21 protein-coding genes are annotated in these 21,093 nt (G+C 55.8%); 5 read left to right on the top strand and 16 right to left on the bottom strand.

Translation table 11 applies throughout. From position 1 onward, the window contains the following. Positions 1–51: 51 nt before the first annotated feature. The gene (locus tag ACO6TI_RS20450) at positions 52–570 is read right to left on the bottom strand and encodes a single-stranded DNA-binding protein (RefSeq protein ID WP_108875188.1); all 519 of its coding nucleotides are present in this window, start codon (positions 568–570) and stop codon (positions 52–54) included. Between the two features lie 511 nt (positions 571–1,081). On the opposite strand from ACO6TI_RS20450, the gene uvrA reads away from it, so the two are divergent. The 4 genes from uvrA (at position 1,082) to trmFO (ending at position 6,715) form a co-directional block, all read left to right on the top strand. Further along, positions 1,082–4,012 (top strand): excinuclease ABC subunit UvrA, encoded by a 2,931-nt coding sequence (gene uvrA, locus ACO6TI_RS20445; protein WP_104701667.1) that lies wholly within the window; start codon positions 1,082–1,084, stop codon positions 4,010–4,012. 233 nt (positions 4,013–4,245) lie between these two features. Next, on the top strand, positions 4,246–4,398 hold the full coding sequence (locus tag ACO6TI_RS20440) for a DUF1127 domain-containing protein (RefSeq protein WP_104701666.1): 153 nt from the start codon (positions 4,246–4,248) through the stop codon (positions 4,396–4,398). Between the two features lie 404 nt (positions 4,399–4,802). Beyond that, the gene (locus tag ACO6TI_RS20435) at positions 4,803–4,952 is read left to right on the top strand and encodes a DUF1127 domain-containing protein (RefSeq protein WP_082442930.1); all 150 of its coding nucleotides are present in this window, start codon (positions 4,803–4,805) and stop codon (positions 4,950–4,952) included. A gap of 344 nt (positions 4,953–5,296) precedes the next feature. Continuing rightward, positions 5,297–6,715, top strand: a complete 1,419-nt coding sequence (gene trmFO, locus ACO6TI_RS20430; RefSeq protein WP_422383221.1) for a methylenetetrahydrofolate--tRNA-(uracil(54)-C(5))-methyltransferase (FADH(2)-oxidizing) TrmFO — start codon at positions 5,297–5,299, stop codon at positions 6,713–6,715. Between the two features lie 33 nt (positions 6,716–6,748). Here trmFO and ACO6TI_RS20425 read toward each other — a convergent pair whose 3' ends face one another. From ACO6TI_RS20425 to yajC, 5 genes are all read right to left on the bottom strand, one after another. Continuing rightward, on the bottom strand, positions 6,749–7,600 hold the full coding sequence (locus ACO6TI_RS20425) for a phytoene/squalene synthase family protein (RefSeq protein WP_422383220.1): 852 nt from the start codon (positions 7,598–7,600) through the stop codon (positions 6,749–6,751). A 27-nt stretch (positions 7,601–7,627) separates the two neighbouring features. Beyond that, positions 7,628–8,005 (bottom strand): MTH938/NDUFAF3 family protein, encoded by a 378-nt coding sequence (locus ACO6TI_RS20420; RefSeq protein ID WP_108875183.1) that lies wholly within the window; start codon positions 8,003–8,005, stop codon positions 7,628–7,630. Positions 8,006–8,017: 12 nt separating this feature from the next. Further along, the gene (secF, locus tag ACO6TI_RS20415; RefSeq protein WP_422383219.1) at positions 8,018–8,968 is read right to left on the bottom strand and encodes a protein translocase subunit SecF; all 951 of its coding nucleotides are present in this window, start codon (positions 8,966–8,968) and stop codon (positions 8,018–8,020) included. A gap of 17 nt (positions 8,969–8,985) precedes the next feature. Further along, the gene (secD, locus tag ACO6TI_RS20410) at positions 8,986–10,596 is read right to left on the bottom strand and encodes a protein translocase subunit SecD (RefSeq protein ID WP_055120737.1); all 1,611 of its coding nucleotides are present in this window, start codon (positions 10,594–10,596) and stop codon (positions 8,986–8,988) included. Between the two features lie 73 nt (positions 10,597–10,669). Continuing rightward, entirely contained in the window at positions 10,670–11,002 is a 333-nt protein-coding gene (gene yajC, locus ACO6TI_RS20405; RefSeq protein ID WP_055120739.1) for a preprotein translocase subunit YajC, read from the bottom strand. A 238-nt stretch (positions 11,003–11,240) separates the two neighbouring features. Between yajC and ACO6TI_RS20400 the strand changes: the two genes are divergently transcribed. Next, on the top strand, positions 11,241–12,113 hold the full coding sequence (locus ACO6TI_RS20400; RefSeq protein ID WP_055120741.1) for an ATP-binding protein: 873 nt from the start codon (positions 11,241–11,243) through the stop codon (positions 12,111–12,113). 45 nt (positions 12,114–12,158) lie between these two features. On the opposite strand, the gene ACO6TI_RS20395 is transcribed toward ACO6TI_RS20400, so the two are convergent. The 10 genes from ACO6TI_RS20395 to ACO6TI_RS20350 form a co-directional block, all read right to left on the bottom strand. Further along, positions 12,159–13,538 (bottom strand): peptidoglycan DD-metalloendopeptidase family protein, encoded by a 1,380-nt coding sequence (locus ACO6TI_RS20395; RefSeq protein ID WP_422383218.1) that lies wholly within the window; start codon positions 13,536–13,538, stop codon positions 12,159–12,161. 234 nt (positions 13,539–13,772) lie between these two features. Beyond that, entirely contained in the window at positions 13,773–14,465 is a 693-nt protein-coding gene (locus tag ACO6TI_RS20390) for a protein-L-isoaspartate(D-aspartate) O-methyltransferase (RefSeq protein WP_422383217.1), read from the bottom strand. Between the two features lie 22 nt (positions 14,466–14,487). Beyond that, positions 14,488–15,246 carry a 5'/3'-nucleotidase SurE gene (gene surE / locus ACO6TI_RS20385; RefSeq protein ID WP_055120745.1) on the bottom strand — a complete coding sequence of 253 codons (759 nt, stop codon included), beginning with the start codon at positions 15,244–15,246 and terminating at the stop codon, positions 14,488–14,490. Between the two features lie 164 nt (positions 15,247–15,410). Continuing rightward, the gene (gene serS / locus ACO6TI_RS20380) at positions 15,411–16,691 is read right to left on the bottom strand and encodes a serine--tRNA ligase (protein ID WP_055120853.1); all 1,281 of its coding nucleotides are present in this window, start codon (positions 16,689–16,691) and stop codon (positions 15,411–15,413) included. Positions 16,692–16,763: 72 nt separating this feature from the next. Continuing rightward, positions 16,764–17,564, bottom strand: coding sequence for a twin-arginine translocase subunit TatC (gene tatC / locus ACO6TI_RS20375; protein ID WP_055120747.1), 801 nt, complete (start codon positions 17,562–17,564; stop codon positions 16,764–16,766). Next, complete coding sequence (tatB, locus tag ACO6TI_RS20370) at positions 17,561–18,013, bottom strand: Sec-independent protein translocase protein TatB (protein ID WP_422383216.1); 453 nt, start codon at positions 18,011–18,013, stop codon at positions 17,561–17,563. The genes tatC and tatB overlap by 4 nt, the downstream gene beginning before the upstream one ends. Positions 18,014–18,054: 41 nt before the next feature. Then, a complete protein-coding gene (locus tag ACO6TI_RS20365) occupies positions 18,055–18,279 on the bottom strand; it encodes a twin-arginine translocase TatA/TatE family subunit (RefSeq protein ID WP_029065540.1) in 225 nt (74 codons plus the stop codon). Between the two features lie 132 nt (positions 18,280–18,411). Beyond that, positions 18,412–19,551, bottom strand: a complete 1,140-nt coding sequence (locus ACO6TI_RS20360) for an ABC transporter ATP-binding protein (protein ID WP_104701657.1) — start codon at positions 19,549–19,551, stop codon at positions 18,412–18,414. Continuing rightward, on the bottom strand, positions 19,551–20,258 hold the full coding sequence (gene scpB, locus ACO6TI_RS20355; RefSeq protein ID WP_422383215.1) for an SMC-Scp complex subunit ScpB: 708 nt from the start codon (positions 20,256–20,258) through the stop codon (positions 19,551–19,553). Before scpB ends, ACO6TI_RS20360 begins: the two co-directional genes overlap by 1 nt. Continuing rightward, a complete protein-coding gene (locus tag ACO6TI_RS20350; RefSeq protein WP_422383214.1) occupies positions 20,248–21,093 on the bottom strand; it encodes a segregation and condensation protein A in 846 nt (281 codons plus the stop codon). Before ACO6TI_RS20350 ends, scpB begins: the two co-directional genes overlap by 11 nt.

The raw sequence follows: 21,093 nt of genomic DNA, 5'->3' as shown, positions 1-21,093 counted from the left end.
AATGTGCCGCCCGGAGCCATCTGACCGAAGGCTCCAGGCCGAAAACATGCCCTAGAACGGGATTTCGTCGTCCATCGGACCGGCACCACCGCCACCGGATCCGCCAAATCCGCCGCCGCCGGAACCGCCGCCATGGCCGCCACCGCCGAAACTTCCGCCGCCGCCGCCCTGGGATTCATTGCCGTAATCAGGAAGGCCGCCGGACTGACCGCCTTCGCCACGCCCGTCGAGCATCGTCAGATTTGAATTGAATCCCTGCAGCACGACCTCGGTTGAATAACGGTCCTGACCGGACTGGTCCTGCCACTTGCGCGTCTGGAGCTGACCTTCCAGGTAGATCTTGGAGCCCTTGCGCAGGTATTGCTCTGCGACCTTGCAAAGTCCCTCATTGAAGATGACCACACGATGCCATTCGGTTTTCTCCCGGCGCTCGCCGCTGTTTCGGTCCCGCCAGGATTCAGATGTGGCAATACGCAGGTTGGCGATAGGCCTGCCATCCTGTGTCCGGCGAATTTCCGGATCAGCACCCAAGTTGCCGACCAAAATGACTTTGTTGACGCTACCCGCCATCCTGCACTCCTGTTTGTTCTCGCAGCTATTCCGGTTCCGCGATTGTTTCCGGAACTTGTTTTAACGGAACCATTCTGCCCGCCTTGGCGCTAGAAAGCAGAACCGTAGCGGCACTCCAACCGTTTCGCCCATGTTTTCGTTCACGTGCACCCATTTTCCACAAGGCAAAGGAATTGATGCGCATGAAATCGCGGAATTTTGTGCCGATTGCGCAACCGACACCTCGTTCATCCGTTCCACGCCACCAGAAAATCGAGATACAATGCCGTCGACAACCGTCTTTTTTCCGTTATATGTACTTGTTTTGTTCTTATCACTTCTATAAAAAAGTTGCAATCGAACTGAGCAAATATGCGTGTTTCCATCCGATGACCAATTCACCCGACTGGATGTTACGCGGTTAGCTGCTATATCGGGAAAATGACAGACGGGTTCGGGATCACCAACCCTCAATGCAGATAGACCAGCGGCAGGCGTTCGGCTTGCTGCATGTTTGGCAGGAAAATCAAGAATGTCGACAAATGACGGCACTCGCCCGGACGAGTCTCGAACTACGGATCCGACAAAAGTGATCAGCATTCGCGGCGCCAGAGAGCACAATCTCAAGGGGGTGGATCTTGATTTGCCGCGCGACCGCTTGATCGTAATGACCGGTCTGTCCGGATCGGGCAAGTCGTCTCTCGCCTTTGACACAATCTACGCCGAAGGACAACGACGGTACGTGGAGAGCCTGTCGGCCTACGCAAGGCAGTTTCTGGAAATGATGCAGAAGCCGGATGTCGACCAGATCGACGGACTTTCGCCGGCAATTTCCATCGAACAGAAGACGACGTCGCGCAACCCCCGCTCGACCGTGGGGACCGTCACCGAAATCTATGACTACATGAGGCTTCTCTTTGCCCGTGTCGGCATCCCCTATTCGCCGGCCACCGGCCTGCCGATCGAAAGCCAGACGGTGAGTCAGATGGTCGACCGGGTCATGGAACTGGAGGAAGGCGCCCGCCTCTATCTGCTGGCACCCATGGTACGGGGACGCAAGGGAGAATATCGCAAAGAACTTGCCGAACTCATGAAAAAGGGGTTTCAGCGGGTCAAGATCGACGGAACGTTCCATGAAATTGCGGAAGCTCCTGCCCTCGACAAGAAGTACAAACACGATATCGATGTTGTCGTGGACCGCCTTGTCGTACGCGATGATATCTCGGGCCGGCTGGCAGACTCTCTTGAAACAGCCCTGAGACTTGCCGACGGTATCGCGATCGCCGAATTTGCAGACAAGACGGATGAAAAGGGCAATCCGGAACGTCTGATCTTTTCCGAAAAATTCGCATGTCCGGTATCCGGCTTCACAATATCCGAAATCGAACCGAGGCTGTTTTCGTTCAACAATCCGTTCGGTGCCTGCCCGACGTGCGACGGCCTGGGAACGACACTTGCCTTCGAAGAAGACCTTGTCGTCCCGGATCACTCGCTGTCATTGCGTGAAGGTGCGGTTCTGCCCTGGGCCAAGACGGGGTCCACCTCCCCATATTACGCACAGACCCTGGAAGCGCTTTGCAGCCATTTCAAGGTCACGATGTCGACACCCTGGAAAGACCTGCCCGGAGAGGTTCAGGATGCGATCCTGCACGGAACCGGCAAGACACTTGTTGAATTTGTCTATGACGACGGCGTGCGCAGTTACCGCACTGAAAAGACCTTTGAGGGCGTGATCGGCAACATCGAACGTCGCTGGCGGGAAACGGAATCTTCCTGGGTCCGCGAAGAACTGGCCAGGTACCAGTCGGACCATGCCTGCCCGGCCTGTGGCGGTTTCCGTCTGAAACCGGAGGCCCTGGCCGTCAAGATCGCGGGAAAGCATATCGGTGAAGTGACCGAACACTCGATCCGGCATGCCAGGGACTGGTTCGATACGTTGCCCGACCAACTGAATGAAAAACAGTCGGAAATTGCCGGACGGATCCTCAAGGAAATCCGTGAGCGTTTGAAATTCCTAAACGATGTCGGCCTTGAGTATCTGACACTGTCGCGTTCTTCCGGGACGCTGTCAGGAGGAGAAAGCCAGCGCATCCGCCTTGCGTCGCAGATTGGGTCCGGTCTGACGGGTGTCCTTTATGTCCTCGATGAACCTTCCATCGGCCTGCATCAACGTGACAATGCCCGGCTTCTGGAAACACTTAAACATCTACGGGATCTCGGTAATACGGTCATCGTGGTCGAACATGACGAAGATGCTGTTCTGACTGCAGACTATGTCGTCGACGTCGGTCCGGGTGCCGGCGTGCACGGCGGTGAAGTGGTTGCGAAGGGCAGTCCTGCAGAAATCATGGCCAACACAAGGTCGTTGACCGGGGAATACCTTTCCGGAGCGAGAATGATTTCGCGCCCGGACGGCAGACGCAAGATCAACAAAAAACGGAAACTCTCTGTCCGCGGCGCACGAGGCAACAACCTCAAGGATATCGATGTCGATGTGCCTCTCGGCACATTCACCTGCGTCACCGGTGTCTCAGGTGGTGGCAAGTCGACATTCCTGATCGACACGCTCTACAAGGCTGCCGCCCGCCGTCTGAATGGCGCCAGAGACAATCCTGCCCCGCATGATCGTATTGAGGGGTTGGAAGTCCTGGATAAGGTAATCGATATCGATCAGTCGCCCATCGGGCGCACACCGCGCTCCAATCCGGCAACCTATACCGGTGCCTTTACACCGATCAGAGAGTGGTTTGCCGGCATGCCGGAGGCCAAGGCTCGAGGCTATCAGCCAGGGCGTTTTTCCTTCAACGTCAAGGGTGGACGTTGCGAAGCCTGCCAGGGTGACGGTGTCATCAAGATCGAAATGCACTTCCTGCCGGACGTTTATGTGACCTGCGACGTGTGCAAGGGTAAACGCTATAACCGGGAGACCCTGGAAGTCGAATTCAAGGGAAAATCCATTGCGGGCGTTCTCGACATGACCGTCGAGGAGGCCGCAGAATTCTTCGCAGCGGTTCCTGCTGTTCGTGACAAGATGAAAACGCTCGCGCGTGTCGGGCTCGGCTATATCAAGGTCGGTCAGCAGGCGACGACACTCTCCGGTGGCGAAGCTCAGCGTGTGAAGCTTGCCAAGGAACTGTCCAAACGGTCGACCGGGCGCACGCTATACATACTCGACGAACCGACGACGGGTCTTCATTTTCATGATGTCGCCAAACTTCTCGACGTTCTTCACGAACTTGTCGATCAGGGGAATTCGGTGCTGGTCATCGAGCACAATCTCGAAGTCATCAAGACCGCAGACTGGATAATCGATCTTGGTCCGGAAGGCGGCGATGGTGGCGGTGCCGTGGTCGCGACGGGTCGTCCGGAGGACGTGGCAGAGGTTCAGGCAAGTTACACAGGACAGTTCTTGAGCGAACTTTTGCAGCGCAGGCCGCAAAGAGCATCCGATGCTGCGGAATAGCCCAATGGGTTCCGCCTCTTGAATTTCTGTGCATCGCACCTAAATCTATAAAAGCATGCGACGTAAGCGATTTCCGGAATATGCCCTAACCATATCCCATGAAAATGCTGCATTGCATCATTTGCATGTCTGACATGCAAAGATGGCACTTCTTTTAATTCACTTGGTGAATTATATGTTTGATCAACAGAGACAAAGGCGCGGCATCGCCGTGTTGATCAAGGAATAACAAGATGTTTGACAATGTGCGTAGTAAGTACAGCAGCTGGGTAAGCTATCGTCGTGCGATCGACGAATTGTCCCGCCTGTCAGCACGTGAACTGCAGGATCTCGGCATTTCCCGGAGCGACATCAAGTTTGTCGCCCGCCGCGGATTGAGCAGCTAAAGAATACCAGATCGCGTCCAAGGGCATCCTCCTCCCAGCCTAAGGACGTGTGACACGCAGGGCATCCTCCTCCCAGCCCTGCCAGTCGAAACGACGCCCGCCGGTACCTCCTCCCACTGGCGGGCGTTCGTTTGTTCAGACACACGTTTCAAAGACATTCCCGAATAAAACAAGCACACACGGCATAGTCTTCGCATATGCGATACAGCGCCAGATCCGTGGTTATGCGTCAAACAATTCCTCTACCGTTAACTTCCTGTTGTCTTGCACTTTTTGCATATCAGAGTCGCAAAAAAATCACTTCTTCGCAGTGCACAATTTTCCTATATAGCGATTGTAAGAGATGAACGGGCCAGACGCCGATCCGCGGTGCCATGGCCATGAGATAGCGAAAGGCCTAAACCATGATCGATAACGTTGTACGCAAATTCAACAACTGGAAACGCTTCCGTCAGACCTATGGCGAACTTTCCAACCTGACCAACCGCGAACTGGACGACCTGGGCATTGCCCGGTCCGATATCGCCCGTTACGCACGTCAGTCTGTAAAATAATCAAGTTTGCGGTTCAGGGGCATCCTCCTCCCAGCTCCTGAACTGCAATCCCTCTGCGAACCTATCGCAGAGCAACCAAAAACGCTTGCCGGATCCTCCTCCCCCGGCAGGCGTTTTTTTTGATTCAAGAGACTATCCGGCAGCCAATTGTCGACCACATGTCTTGTCATAAAAACTGGCGTTGTTTTCGTCCTTGAACACATGAAGACGCGAATGCTGGATCTGTGCCGCAAGATGTTGCGGCAAACATCCAATCCCTGTAATCAGGGCACAAACTTATTGTCTGGATGGTCTCACAGTTTGTCGCTGTTTGAGATGTCCGGCATCTGCCCCAAGGAATTATCATGACTGCGATCCACGTTATTGGCGGTGGCCTTGCCGGATCCGAGGCTGCCTGGCAGATCGCCGAGGCAGGGCTGGAGGTCGTACTGCATGAGATGCGGCCGGTACGAAAGACCGACGCCCACCAGACAGAAGGTCTTGCCGAACTGGTCTGTTCCAACTCGTTCCGGTCAGACGATTCACAACAGAATGCGGTTGGACTGATTCATCATGAATTGCGCCAGCTCGGATCACTGATCATGGCTTCGGCCGATGCCCATCAGGTTCCTGCAGGCAGTGCACTCGCAGTCGATCGAGACGGATTTTCAAATGCGGTTACCGAGGCGTTGAATACGCATCCACGCATTCGGATCGAACGAGAGGAAATTGCCGGACTTCCGCCGGAAGACTGGGAAAAGGTAATCATTGCAACGGGTCCTCTGACTTCCCCGGCACTTTCTCAAGCCGTTCTGGAAAAATCGGGAGAGGACGCCCTCGCCTTCTTCGATGCCATTGCCCCGATTGTCCATTTCGACTCGGTCGATCTGAACAAGGCATGGTTCCAGTCCCGGTATGACAAGGTTGGTCCCGGAGGAACGGGCAAGGATTATCTCAATTGTCCGATGGACAAGGATCAATACGAAGCCTTCATAGATGCCTTGCTGGCGGGAGACTCTGCAGATTTCAAGGAATGGGAAGCCAACACGCCCTATTTCGATGGCTGCCTTCCAATTGAGGTCATGGCCTCCAGGGGACGGGAGACCCTCCGACATGGCCCGATGAAACCGATGGGGCTGACCAACGCACACGATCCGGATGTCAAGGCATATGCGGTCGTTCAACTACGCCAGGACAACGCGCTCGGCACACTTTACAATATGGTCGGTTTTCAGACCAAACTGAAATATGGCGCGCAAGCCGACATCTTCCGCATGATTCCCGGGCTCGAAAGTGCCCAGTTTGCGCGGTTGGGCGGACTTCATCGCAATACGTTCCTGAACTCGCCAAAAGTGCTCGACAACACGTTGCGCCTGAAATCGGATCCGCGCTTGCGGTTCGCCGGTCAAATCACCGGCTGCGAAGGGTATGTGGAATCTGCCAGTGTCGGCTGTCTGGCCGGACTTTTTGCGGTCATGGACGTTAGCGACCAGGCCATCGTTGCGCCACCTGAGACGACGGCCATGGGGGCTCTTCTTGGCCATATCACCGGCGGACACATCCTGCGCGAGGACGGTGCCGGAAAACCAAAATCCTTCCAGCCAATGAACGTCAATTTCGGGTTATTCCCCCCTATCGAGGCACCGACACGGGATGAGGAAGGCAAACGGTTCAAAGGCAAGGAAAAGGCAAAGGCCAAGAAGCTTGCGATGACCAATCGCGCGAAAGCGGATTTTTCTGACTGGATGTCCGGACTTGGGCTCACGAAGTTGGCAGCTGAATAACGTAAATTCAGACAAGCCAGATATTTGTCTGCCTCAAAGACGCAGCAGGGGTTTCGTGGAGGCACGCCACAATATCCACTGTCGCCTGAGCTGAGATATCTCGGCTATTTCCTGCAAGGGGTCGAAATCCGGAGCTTCAAGTTTTTTCAGGAATGGTTCCACCAGCGCCAGTGGCAGGAAGGCGTTGCTGCACTCTTCGGGTATAGTGTCGGCAACCTGTCTCACACGTTTCAGGTGATGCCGAACGTGTTCACCCAGTTCCCTGAGAACGGATCTCAATTGCGGTGAAATTTTTCCCTGAAAAACACTTTCCGGATCAAGACCATGCCTGGAAACAATATCGTTGGGTAAAAACATCTGTCGACGCGACGCGTGCCACGGCAAGGCGCGCATCAGACCCGTCAGACCATAGGCGACACCGGCATGTCCGGCCGCGGTGGCAGTTCCCGGGTCCCTGCCATTGTTGAGAACAAGGCAGGCAAGCTGGATCAAACCGGAAACCGTTTCACCGAGATATCCTTCCAGATCATTCAGGCTCGGCATCGGATCATCATAGAGATCGAAAATCCTTGCCTCTGTCATCGCCAAAAGCCCCGGGCGCGGCAATCTGTACCTCGCGATCGTCTGTGTGAGCGTATTGGCGACCGGATTGGATGCTACGGCTCCGTGCTCCGTTCCCTCCAGCAGATCACGCCACCACTGCAGGCGCACTTCACCGGGCAATGGCTCCGACACGACTTCGCGAATGCGCGCAATTTCCGCATTGAATGCATAGAGCGCCATCAAAGCCGGTCTTTGCGCCTCCGGAGCCAGCAACGTCGCGAGATAACGGTCCCTGTCGTACTGGCGAACAATATCGGCGGCATAGTCATCATCGGTGGTCATAGGCGCCCATATGGTTTGAAAACCGGATCAGTCTACCGCCAATAAAGCCGCTGCCACTGCCCGGTCCTCGGACAGGAGAACATTGAATGTCCGAACTGCCGCCCCCGTTGACATGGGGTCTGCCAGGATTTCGACGTCGCGGAACCGGAATTTCAGGTCCGCCGGAAGCGGACGCAAATCCTTGCCGGTTCCCACGAGCAGCACCTCGATGTCTGCATGTTCTTCGAAGACACGCTGGAAAGCTTCATCGCTGAATTCGGCCGGATCACCTATGTTCCAACCATAGATCCCACTGGGGACGCATAACAGCGACCCCAGGTGGGACATGTTCGCAAATCTGAAGCCACCGTCGCCGTAGGCATCAATTGGCGCCCTGCCGGGAAAATGAGCTTTCCGGATTTCCATCTGGAAAGATCCTTAAACAGTCGCGTTCGCCTTGGCTTCCTTTTCATCATCGCCATCATTTCGGGACAAGGCGTCCGGACGAAGGTTGAGCAGGATAAGCAAAGGAGCTGCCAGGAAGATCGACGAGTAGGTTCCAATCACGATGCCGAAGATCATCGCGAGCGTGAACGACTGAATGACCTCTCCGCCGAAAACATAGAGCGCAATCAGGGCCAGGAGTGTCGTGACAGATGTCATCGTTGTCCGCGACAGGGTCTCGTTGATGGACTGATCCAGAATGTCCGCCAGCGGCCGTTTCTTGTATTTGCGCAAGTTTTCTCTGATGCGGTCGTAGACGACCACGGTGTCGTTGAGTGAATACCCGATAATCGTCAGAACAGCGGCGATGCTGGAGAGAGAAAAGTCGAGCTGAAGCAGAACGAACAGTCCCACTGTGATCACGACGTCGTTTGCCGTCGTCAGGATCGCCCCAACAGCGAACTGCCACTCAAAGCGGAACCAGATGTAGATCAGGATGGCAAAAAGCGCGGCACCCACAGCAATCGCGCCAGCCTGCGCCAATTCACCTGATACCCTGGGCCCGACAACTTCAACGCGGCGGAAGTCTACGTTGTCATCAGCAAATATGGTCCGGACACGTTGAACCACCGATTGCTGCGCGAGTTCGCCGCCTGGCTGTTCCTCCACACGGATCAAGATATCGTCTGATGCACCAAATTCCTGAACCTGAACATCACCGAGATTGAGGGAAGACAATTCGGAACGGATGGCACCGATATCGGCAGGCCCATCAGTCTTGATCTCGATGATGGTCCCGCCCTTGAAGTCGATCCCGTAGTTCATACCAACGGTGAAAAAGCCTGCAAGAGAAGCGATTACAAGGAGTATGGACAGCGGGAAGCTGAATTTCCGCAACCACATGAACTTGATGTGGGTGTTGTCCGGAACGAGTCTTAATAGCATTTCTTATTTCTCCCGGATCAGATCGGCAACGCGGATGGACGACGGCGGCGTATCCAGAGAGCCACCAGCAACCGGCTGAACGTGAATGCCGAGAAAACTGTCGTGAAAATGCCGATCGCAAGCGTGACGGCAAATCCGCGAACCGGTCCGGATCCAAGTTGGAAAAGGATCACGGCCGCTATGAGCGTGGTGATATTGGCATCAAGAATTGTACCGAGCGCACGGCTGTAGCCGGCGTCAATCGCCGAGATCACCGAGCGACCAGCCCTCGATTCCTCGCGTATTCGCTCGAAGATCAGCACGTTTGCATCCACCGCCATGCCGATCGTCAGGACGATACCGGCAATTCCCGGAAGGGTGAGTGTCGCCTGAAGGACCGTCAACGCACCGAAAATCAGGAAAATGTTGGTGGCAAGCGCCAGGTCGGCAATGACGCCGAACCGGCCATAGGCAAGGATCATGAATACGATCACAGCTGCACCGGCAATGATCGATGCGAGTTTGCCAGCTTCGATCGAGTCGGCTCCGAGGCCAGGTCCGATCGACCGTTCCTCAATCACCGTCAATTGTGCAGGCAGCGCGCCGGCACGCAACAGTATTGCGAGATCATTCGCACCCTCGACAGTAAAGTTACCGGAAATCTGACCGGACCCACCCAGGATCGGCTCTCTGATCACGGGCGCCGAGATGACTTCATCGTCCAGGAGAATTGCAAAGGGGAAATTGACGTTTTCTGTCGTGACCCGTGCAAATTCCCGAGCCCCCGACTGGTTGAAGCGGAAGGTCACAACCGGTTCGTTGGTATTCTGGCCGAAGGCAACCTGCGCGTCGACAAGGTCTTCCCCACCCAACAAGGGTTTGGTTTGCAGGAGATAGGGAATGGGAGGATCGTCAACTGACATGAACACCGATGTGCCCACCGGCGGGCGGCTCTGAAGCGCCTGTTCACCCGTCATGTTTCTGTCGACCAGATGGAATGTCAGTTTCGCGGTTTCACCGATAAGATCCTTGAGGCGTTCAGGATCCCCCTCACCCGGCGCTTCCACCAGGATCCGGTCTGTCCCCTGCCGTTGAATATTCGGCTCGGTCGTGCCGAGCTCATCAACACGTTTGCGGATGACTTCTATGGACTGCTGGACGATCGACTGAAGCCTGTTGTCCAGGCCTGCTTCTGAATAGGTAAACCGGACCAGTCCATTGTCATCGACACTCAAATCGAACTCGTCGACCGGCTGACCTCCAAACAAGCTGGAAACAAGAGGATTTACCAGTGGTGAAAGGCGCTCCCTTGCCTCATCCAGGCGTGTCAGATCCCGAATTCTGACCTGCGCGGACTCCGGTCGAGCGTCCAGGCCTGTATAGCCAATTCTCGGGTTTTCCCGCAGAACGTCCCGAATTTCGCCTTCAAGCGCCTTAAAACGATCTTCGATGTATTTTTTCTGATCCACTTCATAGAGCAGATAAGCGCCACCCTGCAGATCGAGCCCAAGAACCATCTGGTTCTTCGGCAGGAAGTCCGGCCAGCTCTCGAGTTGTTTGGCGGTAAAGAAATTCGGCAGCGTCGTGAGAATACCTGCGGCAACCACAAGCACGATCAGCACGATTTTCCAGCGAGCGAAATGAAGCATGACAGAGCCTTAAAAACAGCCAGGCCGATAACGCGCCGGCCTGGCAACAAGATCGATACGGTACCGTTGCACCTCAGGAATTGTCTTTGGCCGGCTCGGACTTGGAGCGCACTTCCTGAATCATGGATCGCACAACGCGGACCTTGATGCCTTCAGACAGTTCGACCTGCAATTCACTATCGTCTACCACCTTCGCGACTTTGCCGATAAGTCCGCCGGTGGTCACAATGGTGTCACCGCGACGCAGGTTGGCAACCATCTCCTGGTGTTGTTTCATGCGCTGTCTTTGCGGCCGTATGATCAGGAAATACATGATCGCGAAAATGGCCACGAAGGGCAGGATCTGAATCAGGAATCCCGGACCCATGGCTCCGGCGGACTGCGCATACGCTGGGGTGATCAACATTCAACTCTCCTAAGGGGCGTCTTTCAGCCGGCGTTCCGCTTGGAACGCTGACAAAACGCTCTGAATTCTGGTCGCGCGGACTATAACGGCGGCGCGCCTCATTTCAAGCGTTGCAAGCCGATTCCGGCGTACCGGTATGGGAATAACTGGCGTTTTCGCGCTACCTGCCCCATGCTACTGCTCTCGCAACACGTTTCAGGCTCTCAAATGGGCCTTTTTGACTGGGGTTGCAAGAATTATGAGTGCGCAAAACGACCTTGCCGCATTGAACGCCAAACTCGATTCCCTGATTGAACTCGTCAGCCGCGCCGTACCGGCCAGTGCGAAGGAACCTGACTGGTCTGCCGCCGAGGCCTTTGTCTGGATTCCCGAGCCGGGCGACCTGCACGCGGTGGAGAAAGTAAACCGTGTCGATATTGCACTGCTGTGTGCCGTTTCCCATGTTCGGGACCTGTTGCTCGACAACACCAGACGTTTCGCGGACGGGCTCCCGGCCAACAATGCCCTTTTGTGGGGCGCGCGCGGCATGGGTAAATCGTCATTGGTGAAGGCTGCGCATGCGGCGATCAACCGGGAAGACGATTCGAGCAGTCTGAAACTTATTGAAATACACCGGGAAGACATCGAATCGTTGCCGAAGCTTATGGCCCTGATCCGCTCCGCACCTTTCCGGTTCATCATCTTTTGCGACGATCTCAGTTTTGACAATGATGATACGTCCTACAAGTCGCTCAAGGCTGTTCTGGAAGGCGGCATCGAAGGGCGTCCGGAAAACGTCATTTTCTATGCAACATCAAACCGTCGACATTTGTTGCCCCGCGACATGATCGAGAACGAACGCTCGACCGCGATCAATCCGGCAGAAGCGGTTGAGGAAAAAGTCTCCCTGTCCGACCGTTTCGGTCTCTGGCTCGGCTTTCACAAATGCAGCCAGGATGACTATCTCGACATGGTGCGCGGGTATGCCGCTCACTACGGACTGGAAATTCCCGAAGATGACATGCGCTCGCAGGCGCTGGAATGGTCCACGACCCGCGGCAGCCGCTCAGGACGGGTCGCCTATCAGTACATACAGGATCTTGCCGGCCGTCTCGGCAAGGCTCTGACATGAAAAAACCCGGCATTGCCGGGCTTTTTCTCGTGTGTGACGCAAGACCTAGCGCTGTGGCAGATGCTTCAGCGGATCGACTGGCTTGTTGCCCCTGCGCAGTTCGAAGTGCACCTGGGGCTGGTTGACCGACCCCGTAGCACCGGCAAGACCCACCACGTCGCCGCGCCGGATCGTGTCGCCACGCTTGACTTTCAGTTCGCTGTTATGCGCGTAAGCCGAAACCCAGCCTTCGCTATGCCTGACCAGAACGAGATTGCCGTAGCCTTTGAGCTCATTGCCCGAGTAGATCACGGTTCCATCATCGGCGGCCTTGACCGGAGTGCCTTCCGGCACAGCAAGGTTCACGCCCTCGTTCTTGCCTCCGCCGGGTTTGGAGCCGAAGTCGGAGATGATCCGGCCACGCACCGGCCAACGGAATTTTTCGCTGGAAACGTCGGCATCCTGCTTGAGACTTGCGACGGACGGCGTCTTGATCGGTTCGGTCGGCCGCGGTTCTTGGGTCAAGGCAGGTTGCGGAAGCGAAACCTTTTGGACCGTTGCCGTCGGCGTAGCGGCTACCTGTTTCCTGGAGTCCGTTGAAATCGATGCAGTCGTCACCGGGCGCCCCGAAGCGGCAGGTTTGCGTTTCGGTAGCGTACTGACACGAATGACGTCAACATCCTCGACGATGGTTTCCGTGGTGCTTATCTGCGTGAATGTCGGCTGCCTGAACGGTTTGCGATCCGGTCGAGGGGCCGCTCCCGAATTTGTAGAGACCGAACCGGTGACAACAGTTTCATTCCTGCTGACCTTCGGCAATTTGACCTTGCCGCTCTCACCTTCGGTAGCGCTCGCAAGACCGTTTCGATCGGAATAGACATAAGTCGGTATGACGATGCTCTGACCAGGACGAACCTGATCGGCATTGTCTATCCCGTTGACGGAAGCAAGCGCTTGAACCGGCACGCCATAGCGCCGAGCGATCGAATTCAGGTTGTCGCCCTGGCGAACATTGACCCTGGTTCCGCCGGCCGAAGTCCAGCCTTTCCAGCTTTTTGCGTTTGTTGCGTTAACTGTTTCAGGTGCCGGAGCCGCGGCAACCGGAGCGGCCTGTACAGGCGCTGGCTGCACGACGGCAGACTGTGTCGGCGCCGGCAGCGGTGCTGACTGGATGTCCGAAGACTTTTTGGGAATTGATCCGGTCGTCACTGGCGCTGTGCTTGCCTGCGGAAGCCCTGCGGTGGTTCCGCCAGGCCCGTTGGCAATGTCCTGATAGGTCGGCTGCTTTGGCGCGCCGTTCAGGATCTCACGCTGGTTTTCCGTGTTTCCCGTATAATACGGAGGTTCTCCAAAACGCTCAACCGCACTGGAACAACCTGCAAGGGATACCGCGATCAAAGATATTGTGGCCGCTTTTCCCAGTAGATCCCCGCGGAGGGTACGCATCCGCTTTTTCATCGCCTTAACTCATAACGCTAACTGTGGCTGCTATGGTTAAGAGTAGACGCCAGTAAGGTTTATAAAGACTAAAGACACCTGGCGATTGCGGCCAAACCCGCCAATTTCTTTGACTTTTTTGATTCAACAATGTGCCCGGTGTGGGAGATTATAGTAAATCGGGCACCGAATCCTCCCCGAGATTCGCACTCCTGACTGCGAGTTCGATGATACGATCCGCGGCTAGAGTCGCTGTGCGACCCCCGGTTGAAGCATGACGGTTCTGACGGGCATCAAGGTTTCCGCCGTCATCACACTTTCCGTCTTCACAAACCTGATCAATGACTGGGGCTGCATGGATTGACCGACAGGTGCGATCAGAATACCACCCGGCTTGAGTTGCTGGACCCAGTTGTCAGGAACCGAGGGTATAGCGGCGGTCACAACGATACGATCGAAGGGGCCTTTTTGTTTCAAACCTTCGAACCCGTCGCCTTGCCGAGCTGTTACGTTATCAAGTTTCAAAGCCGCAAACCGTCGTCTTGCAAGGTCGGCAAGCGTGGCAAACCGATCGACGGTCTCCACTCTCTCCGTCAAATGCGCCAAAACTGTAGACTGGTATCCTGAGCCTGTGCCTATTTCGAGAAGGGCATGCTCAGGAGACACGTCCAAAGCCTGCGCGGTGAATGCAACAAGCGATGGAGAGGAGACGGTTTGTCCGCATTCAATCGGAAGAGTCACGTCTTCATAGGCGAGGCTGTGGTGCCGCGCAGGCAGGAAGAGGCGCCTTGGAACGCGCTCGATAGCCGAAAGAACGTCCCGGGCTCCAATACCCTGTCGGCGCAACGAAAGCACCAGCGCTGCGCGCGCCTCCGCCTCATCCGGCAAAGCGGATGACCGCATCGTCTGTTCTTCGCCAGGCGGCGTTCCCGCCATGCGCTCTTCCTCTCTGCAGACTTTAGGCCAGTGCCTCGGCAAGGTGACCGACCAGATCATGCGCCGTCAAATCTATGCGTAGCGGTGAAACGGATACATAGCCATCGACAATTGCCTGCAGATCGGAATTATCAAGAACGGATTTGCCCCGCTCGCGGAACCGAAGCCAGTAGTAAGGATAGCCACGTCCATCCTGACGTTCGTCAATGGAAAGTCCGCTTTGTTCGTGATGCCCCTGAACTGTGACTTTCAAGCCCTTGACCGCTTCCGGTGCACAGGCCGGGAAATTCACGTTCAGCAGCGTGTATGGCGGCAGTTGAAAATCAATGAGCCGGGCGAACAACTCCGGTGCGTGAGTTTCTGCGATAGAAAAGTTCGGTTCCGCTTTCACGTCCCAGTCATATGCCTGGGATACGGCAATTGAGCGTATGCCGAGAATCGCGCCTTCGATCGCACCTGCCACGGTTCCTGAATAGGTGACGTCTTCGGCCAGGTTCTGCCCGCGGTTGATGCCGGACAGGACCAGGTCGGGCCGTTCCGGCAAAATCTTGTGTACACCCATGATGACACAATCGGTCGGGGTACCCTTGATGGCGAAATGCCGATCGTCGAGCGCTCTGGAGCGAAGCGGATCGCTCAGTGTCAACGAATGCGCAACTCCGCTCTGATCCGTTTCTGGTGCAATCACCCAGACATCGTCTGAAATCGTCCGTGCAATGCGCTCAAGAGACGTCAGCCCCGGCGAGTGAATGCCATCGTCATTCGTTATCAGGATGCGCATGTGAAAGTCTCTCCATTTGCATTCAAATCAAGAAAAATCCCATCCTTCGATTTTCCGTCTGAAGATGGGACTATCCCGGGCGGCGCCCTTTGTGAATCTACCGCCAGGGTCATTATTCATTCACGCAAATGATCGATCGGATCAGGACGACCCGACCTCTCCTGTCATCCGATCTTTTCCAGGCCACCCAAATAGGGGCGCAGGACTTCCGGCACCGAAATGCTGCCATCGCCGTTCTGATAGTTTTCCAGAACCGCAATCAGCGCACGGCCGACGGCGATACCCGAGCCATTGAGCGTGTGCACGTGCACCGGATGTTTGCTGTCCGCCGGCCGGAAGCGCGTATTCATTCGACGGGCCTGGAAATCGCCACAGACCGAACAGGACGAGATCTCACGGTAGGCGTCCTGACCCGGCAACCAGACTTCAATGTCATAGGTCTTGCGTGCCCCGAACCCCATGTCGCCCGTGCAAAGGGTCATCACACGATAGTGCAATCCCAACTTCTGCAGGACCTTTTCGGCGCAGGCCAGCATGCGGTCGAGTTCTTCGAGCGATTGTTCGGGTGTTGTGACCGACACAAGCTCACATTTCTGGAACTGGTGCTGACGCAACATTCCACGTGTATCTCGGCCTGCAGAACCTGCCTCGGAACGGAAACAGTAAGTCAGTGCCGTGACACGGAGCGGTAGCGTATCCTCCGGGACAATCTGGCCAGCGACAAGATTGGTCAAAGGAACTTCGGCCGTCGGGATCAGATAATGTCCCGTCGTCGTTTTGAAGAGATCCTCTTCAAATTTAGGCAACTGGCTTGTGCCATAAAGTGGCGCGTCGTGGACCAGAAGAGGTGGCGACACTTCCGTGTAGCCGTTCTCCTGCGTGTGCAGGTCGATCATGAACTGGCCGAGTGCACGCTCCAGCCGCGCGACCTGCCCTTTCAGAACAACAAAGCGCGATCCGGACAGTTTGGCAGCCGTGGTGAAATCCATGTCACCGAGAGTTTCACCAAGTTCAAAATGCTCTTTCGGCCGTTCATTGAACGTGAATTGCGGCTTTTCGCCATGGGCCCTCAGGAGCACATTGTCATTTTCATCCTCCCCCTCCGGCACGTCGTCATGCGGCAGGTTCGGAATAACGGCCATTTCCGCTTCCAGATTCGAATTCAGCCGACGCTCTTCTTCCTCACCCGACTGGATGAACGCCTTGATCTGGGCTACCTCGTCAATGAGTTCCTGTGCCCGGGCGTCGTCTCCCGAACCCTTGGCCTTGCCGATTTCCTTGGAGGCAGAATTCCGCCGTTCCTGTGCTTCTTGAAGCTTGGTGATGTGAGAGCGACGGGAATCGTCCAGCGCTATCAGCCTGGCTGCGGAAGCTTCAAATCCCCGCTTTGCCAAGGCCTGATCAAAGGCGTCTGCATGTTCCCGAATCCACTTTATATCAAACATCTTCGCTTCCCGAACGACGGTCGTTGTCAACACATTCCGTCCGGCAAACTGAACAACGTCAGCTATACGTGGTCAGGCCGTAGCGTCTTCGGCTTCGCGTTCAGCTTCCCGCTGCGCGCGTTGGCGTTCCACCAGCCTTACGGACAGAATGGAGACTTCGTAGAGAAGCAACGTTGGGAGCGCAAGACCGATCTGCGAGATCGGATCGGGGGGTGTCAAAATTGCAGCAGCCGCGAAGGCGCCCACAATTGCGTATTTGCGCTTCTTTTTAAGGTCTTCAGACGAAACCAGACCTGCCCGCCCCATCAGTGTCAGCACCACAGGCAACTGAAACACCAGGCCGAACGCAAAGATCAGGACCATGATCAGACCGAGATATTCGCTGACCTTGGCCAAATGCTGAATGGCGACCTGCCCTGCCCCGGCCAGCTGTTCCTGTGACAGAAAGAAGCCCATCGCCATCGGCATAACCAGGAAATAAACCAGACATGCACCAATGAGAAACAAAATGGGTGTTGCAATCAGAAACGGCAGAAATGCGCCACGTTCGTTTTTGTAGAGGCCTGGCGCAACAAACATGTAGATTTGACTGGCCACAACGGGAAACGCCAGAAACAGTGCCCCGAACAAAGCAAGCTTCAATTGCGTAAAGAACCATTCCTGCGGCGCAGTAAAGATCATCTCCACTGGATGGCCTTCGCCGACGGCACGCAGATACGGGATCGTCAGGATATTGTAGATGTCCGTCGCAAAGTAGAAACAGATTACAAACATCACCAGGATTGCGGCTATCGACCACATCAGCCGCTGACGTAATTCGATCAGGTGTTCGATCAGAGGCGCCTTGGAGGCTTCGATATCATCCTGGCTCATGCCTTAACGTCTTCCGTCACCGGTTTCCTGTCCGGATTGTCCGCAGGTTCTGCTGCGGCAACCGCTTCTGGCTGCTCGGCGTCCCCTTTTGCGGGCTCAGCCGGCGCTATCTCTTCAACGGCGGTCTCTGACTGGGCGGATGGAGGCTTTGTGGTCATCGGTTTCGATGCCTTTTGGGCCGCATCTTCCTCAATCGACTTTTTGAGATCACCAAGTGGATTGAAGTTCGCTACGTCTTCGACCTGCTTTTTCATGTCGGCAATGTCGGCTTGCTGCTCAGCTTCGCGCAAAGCATCATTGAACGTCAACTGGAACTCGCGCGACATTCGCCGTGCCTTTCCGATCGTCTGTCCAAGTGTGCGCAACATGCGCGGAAGGTCTTTTGGCCCTACAACGATGATCGCCACGCAGGCAATCACCATGAGTTCGGTCCAGCCGATATCGAACATGAGATATACCGTCCCTTAAGGAGACGCGATGCAGATTGAGATCAGCTCGCCTTGGTCTGATCTTCAGCTTTCGCAGACTGTGCTGGTTCGCCGGCCTGATGATCGATGGTCTTCGGGGCGTCGGCAGTGTCGTCTTCTGCCATGCCTTTCTTGAAGCTTTTGATCCCCTTCGCAACATCACCCATCAGTTCGGAAATCTTGCCACGTCCGAACAGCAGAACCACCACAACTGCGATGATCAATATCTGCCAAATACTAATGCCCATACGCCAAACTCCTGATAATTGGCTTTAAAGCCCTACGGCCCTTGTACAAAAACGGACCTGACCCTGCAACATACACCTTAAGAACATTTTCCGCTCTTAGACAGAATGATGAAATAGGGCCGGTTTTGTGTCCTAGACTTGGGACTCCCCGCGCGAAAAAACAAGCACGTCCTTCGGATCCGTCTCCACCGAAACATTCATTCCGGCTTCCCATGAGCTACCGGCACGAACCCTTGCCTGCAACGGATGGTCGAGTCCATCGATCACGACAGACAAGAGTTCGACCTCGCCGACGAATCGTTTTGTGAGAATTCGACCGGGTACACCACACAACCCCGCCTTGTTCAAACAGATCCCCTGGGGCCGGATGCAAACGTCGACCTTTCCATTGGTCTCCGCACATTCGGATTTTACAACACCGAGCGGAGTTTCGACACCCGTCACGGTGACCTGCCCTTCTATCTGGTTCAATTCCGAGAAAAAGCGAGCCGCAAAGAGATCAACCGGGTCGTTATACAATTGTGCAGCCGTTCCGAGTTGAACCAGTCGTCCCCGGCGCATCAGGGCAATCCGGTCGCCCATGCGCATCGCTTCTTCCGGATCGTGGGTCACGATGATGCATGTTGCCCGTGTTTCCCGGATGACGGCCAGGGTCTGGTCCCGAACGCTGTCTCGCAAGCGCTTGTCCAGACCCGAGAACGGTTCATCCATAAGCAGAATTCCCGGTCGCGGGACCAGGGCGCGTGCCAGCGCAACCCGCTGCTGTTCACCGCCCGAAAGGGAGTGAGGATAATCGCCGGCATAGTCGGACAAGCCAACCCGCCCCAACGCCGCAAGCGCAGCGGCTTGCGCCTCCTTGTTCGGAAGCCCCGTCAAGCCGAACATCACATTGGCAAGAATGGTCATGTGGGGGAAAAGAGCGTAGTCCTGGAACATGAGGCCCACGCCTCGCCTTTCAGGCGGAAGAAAGAAACTGTCTCCGGAAACTTCACGTCCGTTGATGAGAACCTTGCCGTGGCTCTGTCTTTCAACACCTGCAGCAATGCGCATCAACGTGGTCTTGCCGCAGCCAGAATGTCCAAGGAGACACAGAATTTCGCCCGGTGCGATCGACAGACTCAGATCGCGTACAGACATGACACCATCATAGTCGTGCGAAATGTTCTCAAATACCAGACCGGCTGCAATGGTCGCGCCGGCGGTTCCCGGCGCGCCCCAGCTCAACTGGTGTCCGTTTCCATTGGACGGCAGCGACGTATCTTTCTGTGGCATCAAGCTCCGGCGGTCTCTTCCGCATCTTCGTCAAAGAGAGACCCGTCTTCTAATGGATCTTCGTCCTCCGTCAAAGTCACTTCGTCGTTCGGTGTGGGAACGATGAAGGATGCCGGCACGGCGCTGTCCAGCAAGCCAGCGCCCTTCAACTCTTCAAGGCCGGGAAGATCCCGGACATTCTCGAGGCCAAAATGGACCAGGAACTGCTCGGTGGTTCCATATGTCACAGGTCGCCCAGGTGTGCGCCGGCGCCCGCGCATCCGGATCCAGGTGGTTTCCAGCAACACGTCCAGCGTGCCCTTGGAGGTTGAGACGCCGCGTATTTCCTCTATTTCCGCCCGCGTCACCGGCTGGTGGTAAGCGATGATGGCAAGTGTCTCCAGAGCCGCGCGGGACAGCTTGCGTTGCTCTTCGACATTTCGGTGCATCAGATAGGCAAGATCCTCGGCGGTGCGAAAGCACCATTTGCCGGCGACCTTGACCAGATTGACGCCGCGCGGTGCATAAAGCGCCTGCAACTGGTCAAGCAACCCCAGCACATCCGTGCCTTCAGGAACCCTGAGCGTCAATTCTTCTAGCGACAGCGGCTCGGACGATGCAAACAGCAGTGCCTCGATCATCCGCATGCCGGTCAAATCGTCCGCTGATCCGCCGGCTTTTCTCCGATTTGGATCGACGAGGTCGAGACGGTCGGTGTCAGACGTCATCGCCCTCTTCCTCTTCCTTCACGATGGAGCGAATATAAACTGGTGAAAACGCTTCACCTTGCCGGATTTCCACCTGACCCTCGCGAACCATCTCCAGACTGGCGGAAAAGGTACTGGCGACAATTGTTGCCCAATCCTTGTTGTCATAGAGGTATTCGCGCAAATACGCATTCAAAGGCGCCCACTCGCTTACCCGCCCAACCAGCCTCATCAGCAGTTCTCGTGCCTCCTGCAACGACCAAACCGTTCTTCTCAGCACCCTCACAGACGTGACCGACTGCCTTTGCCTCTGTGTCGCATATGCAGACAGAAGGTCGTAGACGGACGCATCCCATATGCTTTTGTGCTGAACGGACATCGTTTCAGGAGCGCCACGATGGAATACCTCGCGGCCCTGACGGTTTCGGTTCATCAGTTTTTCGGAGACTTCCCGCATTGCCTCGAGACGACGCAACCGAAATGCCAGCGCAGCGGCAAGTTCTTCACCTGTCGGCTCGTCCTCGTCCCGCTGTTCGGGCAGAAGCAGCTTGGACTTCAGGAAGGCGAGCCACGCAGCCATCACAAGATAGTCCGCCGCCAGCTCCAGGCGCATCCTGCGGGCCTCAGCCACAAACTCAAGATACTGCTCGACCAGTTCCAGGATAGAGATGCGTGCCAGGTCGACTTTCTGCGTGCGCGCGAGGCCGAGCAACAGATCGAGCGGACCTTCGAATCCATCAACATCGACGACAAGCTGCGGATCCGTTGTGGCGCGCTGTTCAACAGAATTGACGGTGCTCAACAGGTCATAAGAGCCGTCATCTGCAATCTGCCTATGGGTTTCTAATTCCGCCAT

The organism is Roseibium album (genome assembly GCF_965233825.1).
GTDB lineage: Bacteria > Pseudomonadota > Alphaproteobacteria > Rhizobiales > Stappiaceae > Roseibium > Roseibium album.
This window is presented reverse-complemented; position numbering and strand designations above follow the sequence as displayed.

Coding starts and splice junctions, on each gene's coding strand:
- ACO6TI_RS20450 (WP_108875188.1), bottom strand. CDS start 570: ATGGCGGGTAGCGTCAACAAAGTCATTTTGGTCGGCAACTTGGGTGCT.
- uvrA (WP_104701667.1), top strand. CDS start 1,082: ATGTCGACAAATGACGGCACTCGCCCGGACGAGTCTCGAACTACGGAT.
- ACO6TI_RS20440 (WP_104701666.1), top strand. CDS start 4,246: ATGTTTGACAATGTGCGTAGTAAGTACAGCAGCTGGGTAAGCTATCGT.
- ACO6TI_RS20435 (WP_082442930.1), top strand. CDS start 4,803: ATGATCGATAACGTTGTACGCAAATTCAACAACTGGAAACGCTTCCGT.
- trmFO (WP_422383221.1), top strand. CDS start 5,297: ATGACTGCGATCCACGTTATTGGCGGTGGCCTTGCCGGATCCGAGGCT.
- ACO6TI_RS20425 (WP_422383220.1), bottom strand. CDS start 7,600: ATGACCACCGATGATGACTATGCCGCCGATATTGTTCGCCAGTACGAC.
- ACO6TI_RS20420 (WP_108875183.1), bottom strand. CDS start 8,005: ATGGAAATCCGGAAAGCTCATTTTCCCGGCAGGGCGCCAATTGATGCC.
- secF (WP_422383219.1), bottom strand. CDS start 8,968: ATGCTATTAAGACTCGTTCCGGACAACACCCACATCAAGTTCATGTGG.
- secD (WP_055120737.1), bottom strand. CDS start 10,596: ATGCTTCATTTCGCTCGCTGGAAAATCGTGCTGATCGTGCTTGTGGTT.
- yajC (WP_055120739.1), bottom strand. CDS start 11,002: ATGTTGATCACCCCAGCGTATGCGCAGTCCGCCGGAGCCATGGGTCCG.
- ACO6TI_RS20400 (WP_055120741.1), top strand. CDS start 11,241: ATGAGTGCGCAAAACGACCTTGCCGCATTGAACGCCAAACTCGATTCC.
- ACO6TI_RS20395 (WP_422383218.1), bottom strand. CDS start 13,538: ATGCGTACCCTCCGCGGGGATCTACTGGGAAAAGCGGCCACAATATCT.
- ACO6TI_RS20390 (WP_422383217.1), bottom strand. CDS start 14,465: ATGGCGGGAACGCCGCCTGGCGAAGAACAGACGATGCGGTCATCCGCT.
- surE (WP_055120745.1), bottom strand. CDS start 15,246: ATGCGCATCCTGATAACGAATGACGATGGCATTCACTCGCCGGGGCTG.
- serS (WP_055120853.1), bottom strand. CDS start 16,691: ATGTTTGATATAAAGTGGATTCGGGAACATGCAGACGCCTTTGATCAG.
- tatC (WP_055120747.1), bottom strand. CDS start 17,564: ATGAGCCAGGATGATATCGAAGCCTCCAAGGCGCCTCTGATCGAACAC.
- tatB (WP_422383216.1), bottom strand. CDS start 18,013: ATGTTCGATATCGGCTGGACCGAACTCATGGTGATTGCCTGCGTGGCG.
- ACO6TI_RS20365 (WP_029065540.1), bottom strand. CDS start 18,279: ATGGGCATTAGTATTTGGCAGATATTGATCATCGCAGTTGTGGTGGTT.
- ACO6TI_RS20360 (WP_104701657.1), bottom strand. CDS start 19,551: ATGCCACAGAAAGATACGTCGCTGCCGTCCAATGGAAACGGACACCAG.
- scpB (WP_422383215.1), bottom strand. CDS start 20,258: ATGACGTCTGACACCGACCGTCTCGACCTCGTCGATCCAAATCGGAGA.
- ACO6TI_RS20350 (WP_422383214.1), bottom strand. CDS start 21,093: ATGGCGGAATTAGAAACCCATAGGCAGATTGCAGATGACGGCTCTTAT.